At 48.5% G+C, this 13,923-nt stretch carries 14 protein-coding genes; 5 read left to right on the forward strand and 9 right to left on the reverse strand.

Annotated features, from left to right (window positions below; all coding sequences use genetic code 11):
• Positions 1-38: 38 nt before the first annotated feature.
• Positions 39-1,484, forward strand: a complete 1,446-nt coding sequence (locus tag V4534_02570) for an RNB domain-containing ribonuclease (protein MES2503741.1) — start codon at positions 39-41, stop codon at positions 1,482-1,484.
• Between the two features lie 39 nt (positions 1,485-1,523).
• Positions 1,524-2,108, forward strand: a complete 585-nt coding sequence (locus V4534_02575) for a hypothetical protein (GenBank protein ID MES2503742.1) — start codon at positions 1,524-1,526, stop codon at positions 2,106-2,108.
• A gap of 142 nt (positions 2,109-2,250) precedes the next feature.
• Here V4534_02575 and V4534_02580 read toward each other — a convergent pair whose 3' ends face one another.
• Complete coding sequence (locus V4534_02580) at positions 2,251-2,826, reverse strand: hypothetical protein (protein ID MES2503743.1); 576 nt, start codon at positions 2,824-2,826, stop codon at positions 2,251-2,253.
• 59 nt (positions 2,827-2,885) lie between these two features.
• Here V4534_02580 and V4534_02585 point away from each other — a divergent pair, with 59 nt between their 5' ends.
• Complete coding sequence (locus tag V4534_02585; protein ID MES2503744.1) at positions 2,886-3,815, forward strand: phospholipase A; 930 nt, start codon at positions 2,886-2,888, stop codon at positions 3,813-3,815.
• Here V4534_02585 and V4534_02590 read toward each other — a convergent pair whose 3' ends face one another.
• A complete protein-coding gene (locus V4534_02590) occupies positions 3,816-5,303 on the reverse strand; it encodes a hypothetical protein (protein MES2503745.1) in 1,488 nt (495 codons plus the stop codon).
• Positions 5,304-5,410: 107 nt separating this feature from the next.
• Here V4534_02590 and V4534_02595 point away from each other — a divergent pair, with 107 nt between their 5' ends.
• A complete protein-coding gene (locus tag V4534_02595) occupies positions 5,411-6,574 on the forward strand; it encodes a Fic family protein (GenBank protein ID MES2503746.1) in 1,164 nt (387 codons plus the stop codon).
• On the opposite strand, the gene trpA is transcribed toward V4534_02595, so the two are convergent.
• Genes trpA through V4534_02615 form a run of 4 tightly spaced genes read right to left on the reverse strand, consistent with a single transcriptional unit; the run spans position 6,543 to position 9,616 of the window.
• Positions 6,543-7,328 (reverse strand): tryptophan synthase subunit alpha, encoded by a 786-nt coding sequence (gene trpA, locus V4534_02600; protein MES2503747.1) that lies wholly within the window; start codon positions 7,326-7,328, stop codon positions 6,543-6,545. The genes V4534_02595 and trpA overlap by 32 nt on opposite strands.
• Positions 7,325-8,500, reverse strand: coding sequence for a tryptophan synthase subunit beta (trpB, locus tag V4534_02605; protein MES2503748.1), 1,176 nt, complete (start codon positions 8,498-8,500; stop codon positions 7,325-7,327). The genes trpA and trpB overlap by 4 nt, the downstream gene beginning before the upstream one ends.
• Entirely contained in the window at positions 8,490-8,864 is a 375-nt protein-coding gene (locus V4534_02610) for a VOC family protein (protein ID MES2503749.1), read from the reverse strand. Before V4534_02610 ends, trpB begins: the two co-directional genes overlap by 11 nt.
• The gene (locus V4534_02615; GenBank protein MES2503750.1) at positions 8,861-9,616 is read right to left on the reverse strand and encodes an RMD1 family protein; all 756 of its coding nucleotides are present in this window, start codon (positions 9,614-9,616) and stop codon (positions 8,861-8,863) included. The genes V4534_02610 and V4534_02615 overlap by 4 nt, the downstream gene beginning before the upstream one ends.
• 88 nt (positions 9,617-9,704) lie before the next feature.
• On the opposite strand from V4534_02615, the gene V4534_02620 reads away from it, so the two are divergent.
• Positions 9,705-10,562, forward strand: coding sequence for an oxidoreductase (locus tag V4534_02620; GenBank protein MES2503751.1), 858 nt, complete (start codon positions 9,705-9,707; stop codon positions 10,560-10,562).
• A 43-nt stretch (positions 10,563-10,605) separates the two neighbouring features.
• Here the strand turns inward: V4534_02620 and mscL are convergent, their stop codons facing one another.
• From mscL to V4534_02635, 3 genes are all read right to left on the reverse strand, one after another.
• Positions 10,606-10,998 (reverse strand): large-conductance mechanosensitive channel protein MscL, encoded by a 393-nt coding sequence (gene mscL / locus V4534_02625; protein MES2503752.1) that lies wholly within the window; start codon positions 10,996-10,998, stop codon positions 10,606-10,608.
• Positions 10,999-11,007: 9 nt separating this feature from the next.
• Positions 11,008-13,089 (reverse strand): DNA translocase FtsK 4TM domain-containing protein, encoded by a 2,082-nt coding sequence (locus V4534_02630; protein ID MES2503753.1) that lies wholly within the window; start codon positions 13,087-13,089, stop codon positions 11,008-11,010.
• Between the two features lie 22 nt (positions 13,090-13,111).
• Positions 13,112-13,923 (reverse strand): FAD-linked oxidase C-terminal domain-containing protein (locus tag V4534_02635; GenBank protein ID MES2503754.1); only part of this gene is annotated, 812 nt, incomplete at its 5' end.

Below are 13,923 nucleotides of genomic sequence, written 5' to 3' on the forward strand. Positions count from 1 at the left end.
ACGACGACTACAGGTCCGCGTTTTGCTATGTTCTTCGCATGAGTGCAAACTTGCTGAAGGATATCGCCCGCAACGCCATGATTTCTCATGGCCTCCAGCCTGATTTCTCGGTCGAGGCTATGAGAGAGCTGGCGGATATCTCTGCGACGAATCGTCAAGCTGATGCCACAGACTTAACGCAGCTTGCTTGGTGCTCGGTTGATAATGACGATTCTAGGGATCTAGATCAGCTCACCGTGGCAGAAAAGCTGCCTGATGGCTCCGCCAAGATCTTGATAGCGATAGCGGACGTGAGTGGGCTAGTACAAAAAGGCAGCGCCATCGATCAGCACGCCGAACAAAATACCACTTCTGTTTACACAGATGCTGAGCTTTTTCCCATGGTACCCGAAAAGCTGTCTACAGATCTAACTTCTCTCTCTGAAGGAGAAGACAGGCTGGCCGTCGTTCGTGAACTTGTCGTCAGTACCGCTGGCGACACGACCACATCCAAGGTTTATACCGCCTGGGTGCGAAATCAGGCTAAGCTCGCTTATAATAGCGTCGCTGCTTGGCTTGACAAGCTAGGACCATTGCCGCCGGCTGCAGCTAAAGTTCCACTGTTAGATGCCAATTTAATTTTGCAATATGAATTTGCCCAAAAAATGAGGCGCCTAAGATACCAGCATGGGGCATTGGATTTGGAAACGATGCAGCCCCATGCGATTTTGGAGTTTGGCAAAGTGAAGGCCCTGGTGCGAGAGCCTAAAAATAGTGCCAAAGAAATGATTGAAGACTTCATGATTGCGGCCAATAGCGCGACTTCAGTATTCTTAACCCAAGCGGGTTATCCAAGTCTGCGACGGGTGGTACGTTCACCTGAACGTTGGGGGAAAATTGCGGAAGTTGCATCTCGTCTGGGGACCAAGCTCCCAGACCGGCCTGACTCCAAGACTTTGGCTGAGTTTCTCGCAGAAAGACGCGTTAAAGACCCTTTAAGGTTTCCAGATTTGTCACTAACGGTCATTAAACTTATGGGGCGAGGCGAATATTTGGTGCAGCGGCCTGGAGACGAATCTTTTGGGCACTTCGGTCTGGCGGTAGAGAACTATACCCATTCAACCGCCCCCAATCGGCGGTTTCCTGATTTAATGACACAACGCATGGTAAAGGCCGCTCTTAAAAAGCAAGAAGCGCCCTATACGATAGAAGAGCTGAATCATTTGGCTTTCCATTGCACTTCGATGGAGAATGCGGTGGATAAAGTGGAACGGCAGGTAAGAAAATCGACCTCTGCACTTTACCTCTCTTCGCAAATAGGCGAAATATTCGAAGGTATTGTAACGGGTGCGTCTGATAAAGGCACTTGGGCACGCATTTTAAACCCCCATGTTGAAGGGATGATCGTTAAAGGACAAAAGGTTCTAGATGTAGGTGACCGCGTGCGCTTAAGACTATTGAGTTGCGATGTAGAACGCGGTTTTATAGACTTTGGTTGTGTGTAAGAGGGTGGACATTTCAGACACAGTTGTTAATATCGTTTAATGAGTAGACTGATATTATCGATATTTTCAATGCTATTGTTAACTTCTTTGGTGCACGCAGAGCAGCCCGAGCCCGAACATGTACCGGAAAGAAATGAAATATTTATTAGTGCCAACACAGTTCTTGATGTCAGAGCGATGGGTATGGCAATGCCTGGGCTCGAATTCAAACTCGGCATCCCAGTATCTGAAAACTTCTTTCTGACACTGCCCGTCCGGGTTTACTCGATGCGTCTCTCGCATAACTTCGAAAAATGGACCAACTTCTTTGATATCTCAAGTGGACTAGGCGTTCGTTGGCAATGGTCCGTGGTCAAATGGCGTTCACTGGATTTAAAACACTACGTTGAGCCAAGCATTCGAGCTGGTTACAACGACTGGATTGTTAAAGGCGTTTGGCTATCCGGCTACCTGCAATCTGGGATTATCTTGATTACCAAATATGGCCTATTTTTTGGTGGCGGTTTCGGTATTTCTGCGGGCGGATATGTATGGGCTGAAGAAAAGTTTCTTCATCCCGACACCTTTAAACGCGGCGCCTTTTTGGGCGTAGAAGGCTTTGGAACACTGGGTTATAGTTGGTAAGCGTCATTTTTGATTTTTTAAAGTAGCCTGTGTTATCTTGCCCATAAGGAGAAACTTATGGGAAAATATATCATCGCTTGGCTACTTGGGGTACCACTCGGCGTTTTAGCTATTATATGGCTTATCGCTCGAGTGTTCTAGACTACCTCTTTTTACGAGCCATCATGCTACCGCTTGCCGAGGCGGCTGCGCCTAGGCCAAGCGCGCCAAAGGCAATCCACCAAGCCAGAACTAAAAGCGCTTCTGCGTGTTTATCGGTGGGTGTGTCTTTCTCTTTTTTATCGGGTGTATCCATGCTGGTGATGGCTTTGCCTTGAAGTATCTTAATATCGGTAACGACGACCGGCGGTTTAAACCGGCTGACGCCTCTTCTGACTGTCTCGGTCACGCTGGCCATTGAGACCATCATCACTAATATAATCGACATCAATGCCCAGCTACACAAGCTGTGGATCAGCGAATCAAAAGCAATTTTTTGGTGCGAAATCCGTGCCGCAATAAAACCCGCTATATAAAAAGATTTGATCAATACCAAGACCACAACAATGCCGATGAATATCAGCATTGAGTTGCTTGGAAATTTTTCCAAATCGACACTCATACCCAAGGCAGCGCCCAGTGAACCTAAAGTAATGAGATAGCCCAAACCAATCAGCGCACCGATTACAATTGCGCTGGCACTCACTTCGATTTTCGTTCTTAATCCTGCCTCAGTCATATAAACCTCCGTCGCAAGGAGCTTAGCACAGCCATTTCTTCGGATGCCAGCTATAACAGATGATGTTTACCAGAATTTCATTTTTCTCGATCTTAATATGTCTTCAGCCTTGGTCTTTAAACGCCGAAAGCCTAGACGCCTCGCCAAGCCACCCAGTCATGAAAAACAAAACCAGTGTGACGCTGGCCTCGATAAGCCCTGAAGCATCTTCAGCCGCTGTCGGCAACTTCCCCACGGTAGGCGGTAGTTACGGACTCGAGCAATTTTGGAATCATTTTGCGCCCCATGAACCGATGTATTTTATTGGTGGCTGGCTGTCGCCGAACATTAAGCTTCAGTATAGTTTTCGATATCGTATTTTTAACCCAAGAGCGTCTTGGGCATCAAAGCACGAATGGTTGAAAGGTTTTAATTTGGCCTATTCTCAAACCTCCACTTGGGACGTGAGCGACCCACAACAGTATTTTTTCTATGATAGTAGTTATCGCCCAGAAGGATTTTATTACCTGGAAAGCCTGCCATTTATTCGAGTTCCAGAAAAATGGCAGCTTGGATTGCAGGCTGGGGTGAGTCACGAATCCAATGGGGTTAAAAACCCTGACCATCGCTCGTTAAACTCTGTATATTTCAGGCCAACTTTTACCATCGCTCATAGCGGCAACGATTTATTTTGGACGATATCGCCGCGTGTAAACTATTATTTCTTGGTCGATCGCAATGAAGATTTAGCAGATTATCGTGGCTATGTTGACTTTCGAACCGCTTTTGGACTCAGAGACAGCGTCCAACTTGCAGCCATCGGCCGATTAGGACAACACTTTGATAAAGGCAGCGTACAGCTAGATCTAACCTACCCCCTGACCAAATTGCTTAAAGGCAATATCGATATTGCCTTAGAGATTCAGTATTTCGTTGGCTATGGCGACACCCTGCTGAGTTACAACCGCTTCAGCAATATTCTACGCGGAGGCATCGCCATCGTCAGGTAGCTACTGAGACCTGGCTACCAATGCTTCCACAATCTTGGTCAGTGGCTGCCCTGCCCTGGAAGATGTTCTGGCCGCGTTGCGCCAGGCCGGTGGAACAGCACCATTGCCGTTCCATAAAACAGCCTCTGCCATGGCATTTAGCTCATCATCGCCAGCCGTCCTAGGCTTAAACCCTTGCACTGTGGTCCAGAGGAAATCTGGATGCTGCCGATGATACCACTCGCCACCAATAATATTGCCGTTGGCATCTTGTTCAAGATCGTAAAAATATTGAACCGCTTTATGCAAATCTTGGGCGGCGGAATCTGTCACATTGTGGTTCGGAGCGGTTTCAGCGACATAAGATACAGTCATTGCAATACCTGTCACGTAAACCGTATCTGGCGAGCGATGCGCCGCAAAATAATCATTGGTAAACTGGCTGCGGGGAATGGTGGCTTGTTCTAAAGTTGCAGCGCCTACTCGGGTTTGCGGATTGAAATAGGTGTACTTGTAAGCGTAAACCGGCTGATTCCAAACTTCGTAGTCATAGGTCGTATCCATCACAAAGCCACGGTCCGAAATGCCGATTTGATTCACCAAAGCTAAATGCAGGCCCGCAGGATTGGTGTCGAAGCATTGCGAAAGCAACGTGCGACCGTTTCTATCTGTGCCAGGGTTAGAATTGGTGCAACGCGTTCCCAGAAAGCGGGTATCGGTCGGCGTGCGGTCCCATAGCAACGAAGCCAGTGCTTTGGTGTCAGACGGGTAAAAAATAATTTCTGTTCGGCCATCTGCTGCAACCATGCGAATGGCTTTGGCAGGTCTTGCTACGAACAATGAAGCCGGCGCCCAACCACCGCATAGACCCATCCAGTTCTGCACGAAGCCCAGCGATCTTTGATGAGCGGCGCCATCGCCAATCATCGCCGCGGTTAATCCCCAAGTAGAATCACCCACCAACAAGTCATATTTTTCAGCGGGTGACAGAATATCGACATTTTGGATTTGATTGCGGTGCGCAGAAACAATGTAATTCGCGTTGGTGCGCCAATCTTTTGAAAACGGAAAATAGCGGTCTGCATAGCGCTTCGCAATCGTGGTCGTGTAAAACGGCCAATAATCGTCTGACCAAGGGTTGATCGATAGTTGCCCTGTCATAAGGCGGCGGTTCTCAATCGATTTCAAATCTCCCAAAGTAAAGTTATCCACAAACGTCTTGGCATCATTTTGAGCATCCATTACAGCCCGAATGCCAATATATTCAGACGAATCCACCACGCGCTTGCGCATCATATCTTTTTCAAACACGTCCCGCTGGGGCGCGGCAGTTTGAATTGGTGTAAAAGTATCCGGATTGAACTTGGCAATATTATCAGGGTTCGCGATAAACTCGGCCGGGTTTTTATCGAACTCCCGCAATTTCTGATTCACCCAGTCATTAGGCGCAGCAAACGCGCTTAAACTCAGCATCCAAATACTAAAGGCGATATTGATACGATGCGTCATGTCACTCTCCTGTTTCGTTAGAGTGACGACGTCAAAATTGTGTTCATTGGCCGTGAGCCGAATCAGCCTATCATTCGGCTCATATCTGTGTTATATTTGAGCCGAATATGATGAATAATCGGCTCATGCCCTATAATTGGCAACAACCAGATTGGCCAGGTTTTTCTTATGAAATCAAGCACCTAGATCCGCTTTTAATTCAATATGCCCAGTTAACAGGCCGCCTTTCCGGACATTTAGACGGCCTACCACCCGAGCTGAAAAATGACACATTAATTGAGTTCATGGTCAACGAGGCGCTAAAAAGCGCCAAAATAGAAGGCGAGCAATTGGCCTTCGAAGATGTGCACTCCTCTATCCGCAATCAGTTAGGTCTAAACGCCCATAAAACATTGGTTCAGGATAACCGCGCCCAAGGCATCGCCCAAATGATGCTCAACCTAACGGACACAATCCCTGAGCCGCTGTCAGAAAATATGCTGTTTGAGTGGCATCGCATGCTCTTTTTAGGCCAAGAAAAGAATCGCCGCCTAGAGATTGGCCAATGGCGCCAGCATGAGGACTCGATGCAAATCGTCTCTGGCGCCTATGGCAAATGGACTGTGCACTTTGAAGCACCTCCCTCTGCGCGTGTTTCAGTCGAAATGCAAGGTTTCATTAAGTGGTTCAATGCGACCGGCCCTAAGGGCTCACACCCCATTATCCACGCACCCATCCGAAGTGCCATCGCACATCTTTATTTTGAAAGCATTCACCCTTTCGAAGATGGCAACGGGCGTATTGGTCGTGCGGTAGCAGAAAAGGCCCTGCTGCAGCAATCGCCTTTTATCAACGTCCTAAACCTATCTACCGCCATTGAAGCTAAAAAAAGCGCTTATTACGAAGCCTTAAAAAAAGGGCAACGCCGCAATCAAATTACCCCTTGGCTCGAATATTTTGTAAAAACCTTGCTCACAGCTCAAAAAATGGCCGAGAGCACGGTGATCTTCATCATCAATAAATCGATTTTTCGTAAAAAAGCTCTGACGCTTGTTAGCGAAAGACAGCTCAAAGTCATCGATCGGCTGCTCAAAGAAGGCCCCGCAGGTTTCGCGGGAGGGCTGACTGCCAAAAAATATGAAACAATCGGCCAATGCTCCAAAGCGACCGCGACCAGAGAGTTAGCAGATCTTCTCGAAAAGGGATTTTTACTAAAGCTGCCTGGCGGTGGCCGAAACACAGCATACCAGCTCAATCTGGCTAGTCCCGAGTCGCCTGTTTCATCTGCTTAACGAAATCCCCAAGCCGACCCGGCTCATCAACACCAAGTTGCACAATCGCAGAGCCTGATATGGCTCCAGCCGCGCCCTGTGCCAACGCTTGTTTGACATGTTCCGGCTTTGAAATTCCAAAGCCAAGCATCATCGGCGGCGCGCCATATTCACGAAGCTTTTCAATCAAAGCAGAGGCGCTCAAAACTAATGTTTCATTGGCGCCTGTCACTCCCGCCCGAGTAACGCCATAGACATAGCCTTTGGACCACTGAGCGATTGTTTTAAGCTGCGCGTCACTGGCATTGGGCGGCGCAATTAACACCGGATCTACGCCAGCTTTATAGGCCGCTTTGCAAAAAAACTCTGCTTCCAGTGTTGGGACGTCTGCTAACAGGACTGAATCAACGCCCGATGCTGCGCATTGTCCATAAAACCAATCTTCGCCACGCGCGACACACAAGTTCGCGTAAGTTAACAAACCGATAGGTACTTGTGGATACTTTGCCCTGATTTTGCTCAGCAATTCAAAACAGGCATCCAAATTGGCATGAGCATGCAGTGCTCGCATGGCAGCGCGTTGAACAACAGGCCCATCTGCCACGGGGTCTGAAAAAGGAATCCCAAGCTCGAGTGCATCTGCCCCGCTTTCAACCAGTGTGACAATGCGCTCAAAGCAAGTTTTTAAATCCGGATCACCCAGCATCCAAAAAGGCACGAAGGCGCCTTCTTTTTTTCTCGCCAACCCCTCAAACATGGCTGCGTAGCGACTCATAGCTTCACCTCACCAATGGTTTTGACGGGCAAGACTTCCTTTTCCAAATGTTTGAGCACCGTTTGCATGTCTTTATCGCCACGCCCCGACAGATTGACGAGTAGCTCTTGCTCCTTGTCAGGATTGTCACGGGCCAGTTTCATTGCGTACGCAACAGCGTGAGATGGTTCTAGAGCCGCGATAATGCCCTCACATCGAGCCAATTCATGAAGTGCGTTCAAGGCGCCCTCGTCCGAAATAGATACGTATTCAGCGCGGCCACTGGCCTGCAAATTCGCATGCTCAGGCCCCACTCCAGGATAATCTAGGCCCGCAGAAATCGAATGCGCTTCCGCAATCTGCCCGTCACTGTCTTGCAGCACTTTGGTATAGGCTCCGTGAATAATCCCAGGCGTACCGTGTTGTAACGTCGCGCCCCGCTCGGGCTCCACCCCAATCAGCTTCACCCCACGTTCAGGGATAAACTCGGCAAATATGCCCATGGCGTTGGAGCCACCGCCCACACAGGCGATTACCGCATCCGGAAGCCTACCAATGCGCTTTTTAATCTGCGCTTTTGCTTCGATGCCAATCACCCGCTGAAACTCTTTAACCATTTCAGGAAAAGGCCGTGGCCCTGCAACCGTGCCGAGTGCGTAATGCGTATGCTCGTAACTCGCTGCCCAATCTCTCAAGGCTTCGTTAATGGCATCTTTCAAAGTTTGCGCGCCTGATTCTACCGAAATAACCTGCGCCCCCAAAAGTTGCATCCTGAAGACATTCAATCGCTGGCGCTCCACATCTTTGGCGCCCATATAAATGCACGTTTCAAAGCCAAATAAAGCACCGACAAGTGCGGTCGCCACCCCATGCTGGCCCGCGCCAGTTTCGGCGATCAAGCGCTTTTTGCCCATCTGCCGTGTGAGCAACGCCTGACCTAACACTTGATTGGTTTTATGCGCGCCCCCATGAACCAAATCTTCGCGTTTTAAATAGATTTTGGTTTGCGTGCCTTTGGTTAAATTACGACACAGATAAAGCGGCGTGGGCCTGCCAGCATACTCTTCTAACAGATTTTTTAGCTCTGCCTGAAAATCGGCGTTGCTTAAGCACTTTCGAAAAGCGTCTTCCAGCTGCAATAAAGCCGGCACCAGAATTTCGGGAACGAAAATACCGCCAAACTCACATTTCATGCACGCATAACTCCACCAGCACGCCACCGGTTTTTTTAGGATGGATAAAAGCCACTTGGCTTTGATGCGCTCCGGCCTTAAATCCATCAATGGTTTCTAAATCTGGTGAAATCGTATCACCTTCAAAGGCAAGATGGTGCAAACCGGCCCCGCGTTTCGTCAAAAAGCCTGAAACTTCACTATTTTCGTGCAAAGGCTCAATTAACTCGATGCGGGTATCGCCAATGGGCAAAAAAGCCACCCGGATGCCCCGCTCAGGCATCTCTTCTTGATGGGTGCATAAAAGGCCCAAAGATTTTTCGAAAAATTTCAGACTATCTTCGAGATTGGTAGTAACAATCCCGATGTGATCGAGCTTCGTCATAGGACATGCAATATGTCTTTTAGGATCGTAATGCAAACCTCGAAGCAAATCCAAAGCACGATAACCCATTCTTGTGCAAAGAAGTAACGCGTGTTCACTTCCTGGCTTAACACTTGGACCAAGTCTTTAATAATATCCAGACGCTTATTTAAAACGGTCACTCGAGCCGTTATTTCTAGATCCTGCGCCACCATGCGATAAAGAGGCTCAAGCTCGGAGTGTTCCCAGAAAAAGTCCGGCGTATCAAGAATATCTGTATATAGATTGATGGCATTACGCTCTAAAATCAGCTCACCCATCATCTGCGTCAGCTGTTTACGCGACAACGGAATTCTGCCTTTAAGCGCCAAGTATTTAGGAACATCGCTCACGCTGGCAATGCGGCCGGCAAGCTTCTTCTCAAAGATTTCAAGCTTCACGGACTGAGCGAGACCGTGCGAAAACGCCAACTTGGTAATCACATCATCAGAGGGCAGCGTAATATCATCTTTTAGAATCTTAGCGATTCGGCCGATAGAATACCTAGATTCTTCAATTTCGATTTCGGGTACTGGATCAACTTCAAAAGCGGTCAGCCTAGATAAAACATCTTTTTCTTCTGCAACGCCAAGCCCCCACATCACCACCGTTCCAGATGAGAAATAAAACACGTCACCGCGTTCCAAACCCTCAAAATGATGGATAACATGGCTACTTCTAAAGTAGCTCACCTGCGCTTTTTGAGCTTGAAGTTGCTCCAAAAGGGCCTTCATTTGATATGATGTAGCAGTACAATAAGCGCTGCATCGGCGAAATGCCTTGATTTCATTTATTTCTGTCTGCATATAGGATCCCCAAAGTATGAGTGATATCAAAAAAATCAGACCAATAGAAGGTTTTATTACCCAAACAATTCAGGAGACATCCGATACCTGGACACTTCACATAGATGTCCCGCCTGAAGATCGAAACTATTTAGCCGGTCAATTTTTAAGTATCCCGCCGCAACAGTTTCCAGAACTTTCAGAAATGCTCGCCTATTTGGAACATAAAAAAGGCCGCAAAGAAGTCATCAGAGCCTACTCCATGGCCTCTGCGCCGCACGAAGATACTGTCAGCATCACGATTAAACCTGAGCGTTTTTATCCCGAAGAAGAATATCCGCCTATTTTATCGCCTTTTCTGGCGTCACCACACATGCTGGGCCGTAAACTCAAATTTATGGGATACACTGGCCCTTATACATTGCCAGCGAACCTGGAAGAACAAACCTCCGAGGTTTTACACCTGGTTGCAGGCTCAGGCGCAGTGCCAAACTTCTCTTTGCTCAAAGACCAGCTCATTCAAAATAAAAACCCGAGCGTTCATCACACCTTAATAGACGTTAATAAAACCTTCGAAGATATCATCTATCAAAAGGAGCTCGAAGAACTCGCAGCCGCGTATCCGAATCGTTTCACCCTAGTGCACATGTTAACCCGCGAAGAAAGACCAGGCTATTTATCCGGCCGGCCAACTTTGGAATTTCTGAGATCGCACATCAAAGACCCTTCCCGCGTACTGGTATACGCCTGCGGCTCCGCCATCACCAAATGGCAGCGCAAACACGCAGAAGCCACAGGAATCCCCGCTCAACCAAGATTTATCGAAGGCGTGTCCGACTTAATGAGCAAACTAGGCGTAGACAAAAAACGCTTCAAACACGAATCCTACGGCTGAGGTTGTCCTACCCTCTCCCACACGTGGGAGAGGGTAATACAGGCTATTTCTTCAGAAGGTCGCGGATTTCTATCAGAAGTTTTACTTCATCCGTTGGGCCTGTGACTGGCTTTTCGGCTTTCTTCTGAAGCTTGAGTATTTTGACAAGCTTCACCACACCGAAGATGGACACAGATACGATGAGAAAATCAAATATGGCTTGCAAGAAGTTGCCGTAGTTAATCGTTGCCGGTACCTTCCCTAAGATAGCAGGCAATGTGACTTTCAAATCCGTAAACCGGATGCCGCCGATAAGATAGCCGATTGGCGGCGTCAAGATGTCGGCAACCAACGACGAAACGATTTTGCCAAAGGCAGCGCCCATGACGACTGCAACCGCTAGGTCAATCACGTTGCCGCGGGATATGAAATCTTTAAACTCGTGCTTGATGCTCATTTTACCTGCCTACCCTAAAAATATCTCTCTATCGCCTTTGGCACTCATGATCGGCCCTACATGCCCATCACGCTCCATTTGTTCTACCATCTTAGCAGCGCGATTATAACCGACGCCTAATTGCCGTTGAATCCAGCTGGTAGAGCATTTCTGCGTGCGGCGCACCACTTCGATGGCTTCTTGGTATTTATCATCGCCGCCCTCAAAGACGCCATCTTCCCCGGTCAACGCCTCTTCTGGTGGCGCTTCGGCGATGGTCATATCGTATTCGGGCTTGCACTGTGACTTCCAAAAATCGACCACCCTAGAGAGCTCTTTCTCAGATACATACGCGCCATGCACCCGGATAACTTCGCTGGTTCCAGGCGGCATAAGCAACATATCACCGCGACCCAACAATTTTTCCGCGCCGGAGCGATTAATAATGGTTTTAGAGTCATAGGACGATGCCAGTCTAAAGCTCATCCGCACTGGGAAGTTTGCCTTAATCACACCAGTAATAATATCCACACTCGGCCTTTGAGTTGCAAGCATGACATGGATACCAGCCGCCCTAGCCTTTTGTGCCAGGCGCATGACCAATGCTTCGACATCTTTTCCTGCGACCGCCACCAAATCCGCGTATTCATCCACCACCACCACGATAAATGGCATCTTCTGCGTGCTATCGACTTTTTCGTTATACCCAGTGATGTCTCGAACCCCGATTTCATTCATTTTCAAGTAGCGATTATCCATTTCACGCACGGCCCATTTCAGCGCCTGAGCCGCTTTCTTGCTATCAATAATCGGGGGCAACAGCAGATGCGGGATGCCTTCATAAATCCCAAGTTCCAGCATCTTCGGGTCAATCATCAAAAAGCGCACTTCATCAGGCGTGGCTCGGTACAAAATCGAGCAAATCATGGCGTTAACGCTGACTGATTTCCCCGAACCCGTGGTCCCAGCCATCAACACGTGCGGCATGTCCGCCAAGTTCACGAAGTAAGGCTTGCCTTCAATGGTCTTGCCCAGAGCCATGCACAGCTTGTGCGGATGTTCCCGATAGCTCGGATGTCCGACGATTTCCTTCAGATAGACAGTTTCACGCTGGTCGTTTGGAATTTCAATGCCTACCGCGCCTTTGCCCGGAATCGGTGCCACAATACGCACATGAACAGCCGTCATTGCCATCGCAATGTCATCGGCCAACACGGCAATTTTAGACAATTTGATGCCTGGCGCAGGGACAAATTCAAAACAAGTCACCACCGGCCCTGGCCTGATTTCACGCACCTGCCCTTCAATGCCAAACTGCATAAAAGTTTTTTCAAGTCGCTCTGCTTGTGCGCGCATCAATCGCTCATCCAACTGAATCGGCGGTGGCGCATCATAATCTAAAAGCTTTATCCCTGGCAGCTCGAAATTCTGGCTAACTTTAGGCGTCTCTACATTATCGAAAGCCTCAACCTGGCGTTCTATAATCTGCAACGAGCCTGGCGCAGATGGCGCCGCCGGAGGCAAAGAAGAAACCGCTGCGACCATTGGCTTCATCACCACAGGCGGCGGAATGCTGACAGCCGGGGATTCGGGGCTCACGCGCCGAGGCATCCGAAGCCCTTCAATCCATAAAACCACCCCGACCAAAAACAAGGTCAAGCTCACCAGCCACATCCCAAGCTGCGATATGACGGAAATCAAAGCGCGATGTAGGCCATAACCGAGTAATCCGCCCCAAGGAAATGACACGCCAAAGGTACCTGTGCTCACTTCTTCCAAAATTATCGAAGCTGCCACAACCAGCAAAACGCTGCCAATAATCTTGGTCGGTTTATGCCAAATCGGCCTGCGCCAAAACGAAGCCATCCCTGCAGCGAAAAATAGAAACGGCAAAGCAATCGCTAAAAAGCCAAACAAAGTATAAAACAAATTGGCAATCAGCGCCCCGCCTGGCCCAATCCAATTTTGTATCCGATAACTGCCGTAGGCGTAGATGCCATTGTCCGCAGAGGAGAATGACAACAGCGAAAAGCCAACCAGCACGCCCAAAGCGCAAAACGCGATGCCAAGTACATCAGGCAAAATCGCATAATTCTTTTTAACCGAATCCATATGGCTTATTCTTTACTAGAATTTAGAATATCTTTCCAGGATTTAACATCCCATCTGGGTCCCAAACTTTTTTAATCGCCTGTTGCAGCGCAATCACACTCGGCGTTTGCTCCAAAGACAAGTAGGCTTTTTTGGCAAGCCCTATACCATGTTCGCCAGAGATAGTCCCGCCTAATTGGACAGTTAGTTCAAATAGTTCAAGCAACGCTTTATCATGATTCGTCTCTTGTTTCATCAGCAATTGTGCATGCAGATTACCATCTCCCGCATGCCCAAAAACAGCTGTGTCAATTTGATGCCTCTGTCCAATGGCTTGAAGTCCCTGAGAAAAAGCTAAAATCTGAGAACGCGGCACCACGATATCTTCTGATATCTTATATGCTGCGCGCTTTTTAAGCCTCACACTCATTTGGCGGCGGTGCTCCCAAATCTCTTCTCTCTGCTTTTCGCTTAAAGCGACTTTAGAATCGGTAGGGTTCGCCAAAGTAACCAACTCACTCAGAATATTTAAGACGGATTCATCCTCATCGCCATCACACTCAATCACCAGTGCCGCATAGCCTTCCATACATGACGCATCCATGTACTCGAGCGTCTTAGGCAAAAAGCCACTATGCAATATTTTGGTGACCGCCTGCAGGGCCATTTCATTCGAATCAAACTGTAATAAAGCCGTTTGCAAAACCCGAGGCTTCGGCAGCAAAGACACGGTAATCTCAGTCACCAGCGCCAGCGTGCCTTCACTACCAACCACCAACGATACCAAGTCATAACCAGCAACACCTTTCACCGTGTTTTTGCCGAGTCTCATGACTTCACCAGACGCCAGCACCA

It is taken from the genome of Myxococcota bacterium (genome assembly GCA_040387835.1).
Lineage (GTDB): Bacteria > Myxococcota > UBA727 > UBA727 > JABDBI01 > JAZKCZ01.

What these genes read in the sequence shown, in the direction of transcription:
- V4534_02570 (MES2503741.1), top strand. Translation starts at nt 39, where the DNA reads ATGAGTGCAAACTTGCTGAAGGATATCGCCCGCAACGCCATGATTTCT.
- V4534_02575 (MES2503742.1), top strand. Translation starts at nt 1,524, where the DNA reads ATGAGTAGACTGATATTATCGATATTTTCAATGCTATTGTTAACTTCT.
- V4534_02580 (MES2503743.1), bottom strand. Translation starts at nt 2,826, where the DNA reads ATGACTGAGGCAGGATTAAGAACGAAAATCGAAGTGAGTGCCAGCGCA.
- V4534_02585 (MES2503744.1), top strand. Translation starts at nt 2,886, where the DNA reads ATGATGTTTACCAGAATTTCATTTTTCTCGATCTTAATATGTCTTCAG.
- V4534_02590 (MES2503745.1), bottom strand. Translation starts at nt 5,303, where the DNA reads ATGACGCATCGTATCAATATCGCCTTTAGTATTTGGATGCTGAGTTTA.
- V4534_02595 (MES2503746.1), top strand. Translation starts at nt 5,411, where the DNA reads ATGATGAATAATCGGCTCATGCCCTATAATTGGCAACAACCAGATTGG.
- trpA (MES2503747.1), bottom strand. Translation starts at nt 7,328, where the DNA reads ATGAGTCGCTACGCAGCCATGTTTGAGGGGTTGGCGAGAAAAAAAGAA.
- trpB (MES2503748.1), bottom strand. Translation starts at nt 8,500, where the DNA reads ATGAAATGTGAGTTTGGCGGTATTTTCGTTCCCGAAATTCTGGTGCCG.
- V4534_02610 (MES2503749.1), bottom strand. Translation starts at nt 8,864, where the DNA reads ATGACGAAGCTCGATCACATCGGGATTGTTACTACCAATCTCGAAGAT.
- V4534_02615 (MES2503750.1), bottom strand. Translation starts at nt 9,616, where the DNA reads ATGAAGGCCCTTTTGGAGCAACTTCAAGCTCAAAAAGCGCAGGTGAGC.
- V4534_02620 (MES2503751.1), top strand. Translation starts at nt 9,705, where the DNA reads ATGAGTGATATCAAAAAAATCAGACCAATAGAAGGTTTTATTACCCAA.
- mscL (MES2503752.1), bottom strand. Translation starts at nt 10,998, where the DNA reads ATGAGCATCAAGCACGAGTTTAAAGATTTCATATCCCGCGGCAACGTG.
- V4534_02630 (MES2503753.1), bottom strand. Translation starts at nt 13,089, where the DNA reads ATGGATTCGGTTAAAAAGAATTATGCGATTTTGCCTGATGTACTTGGC.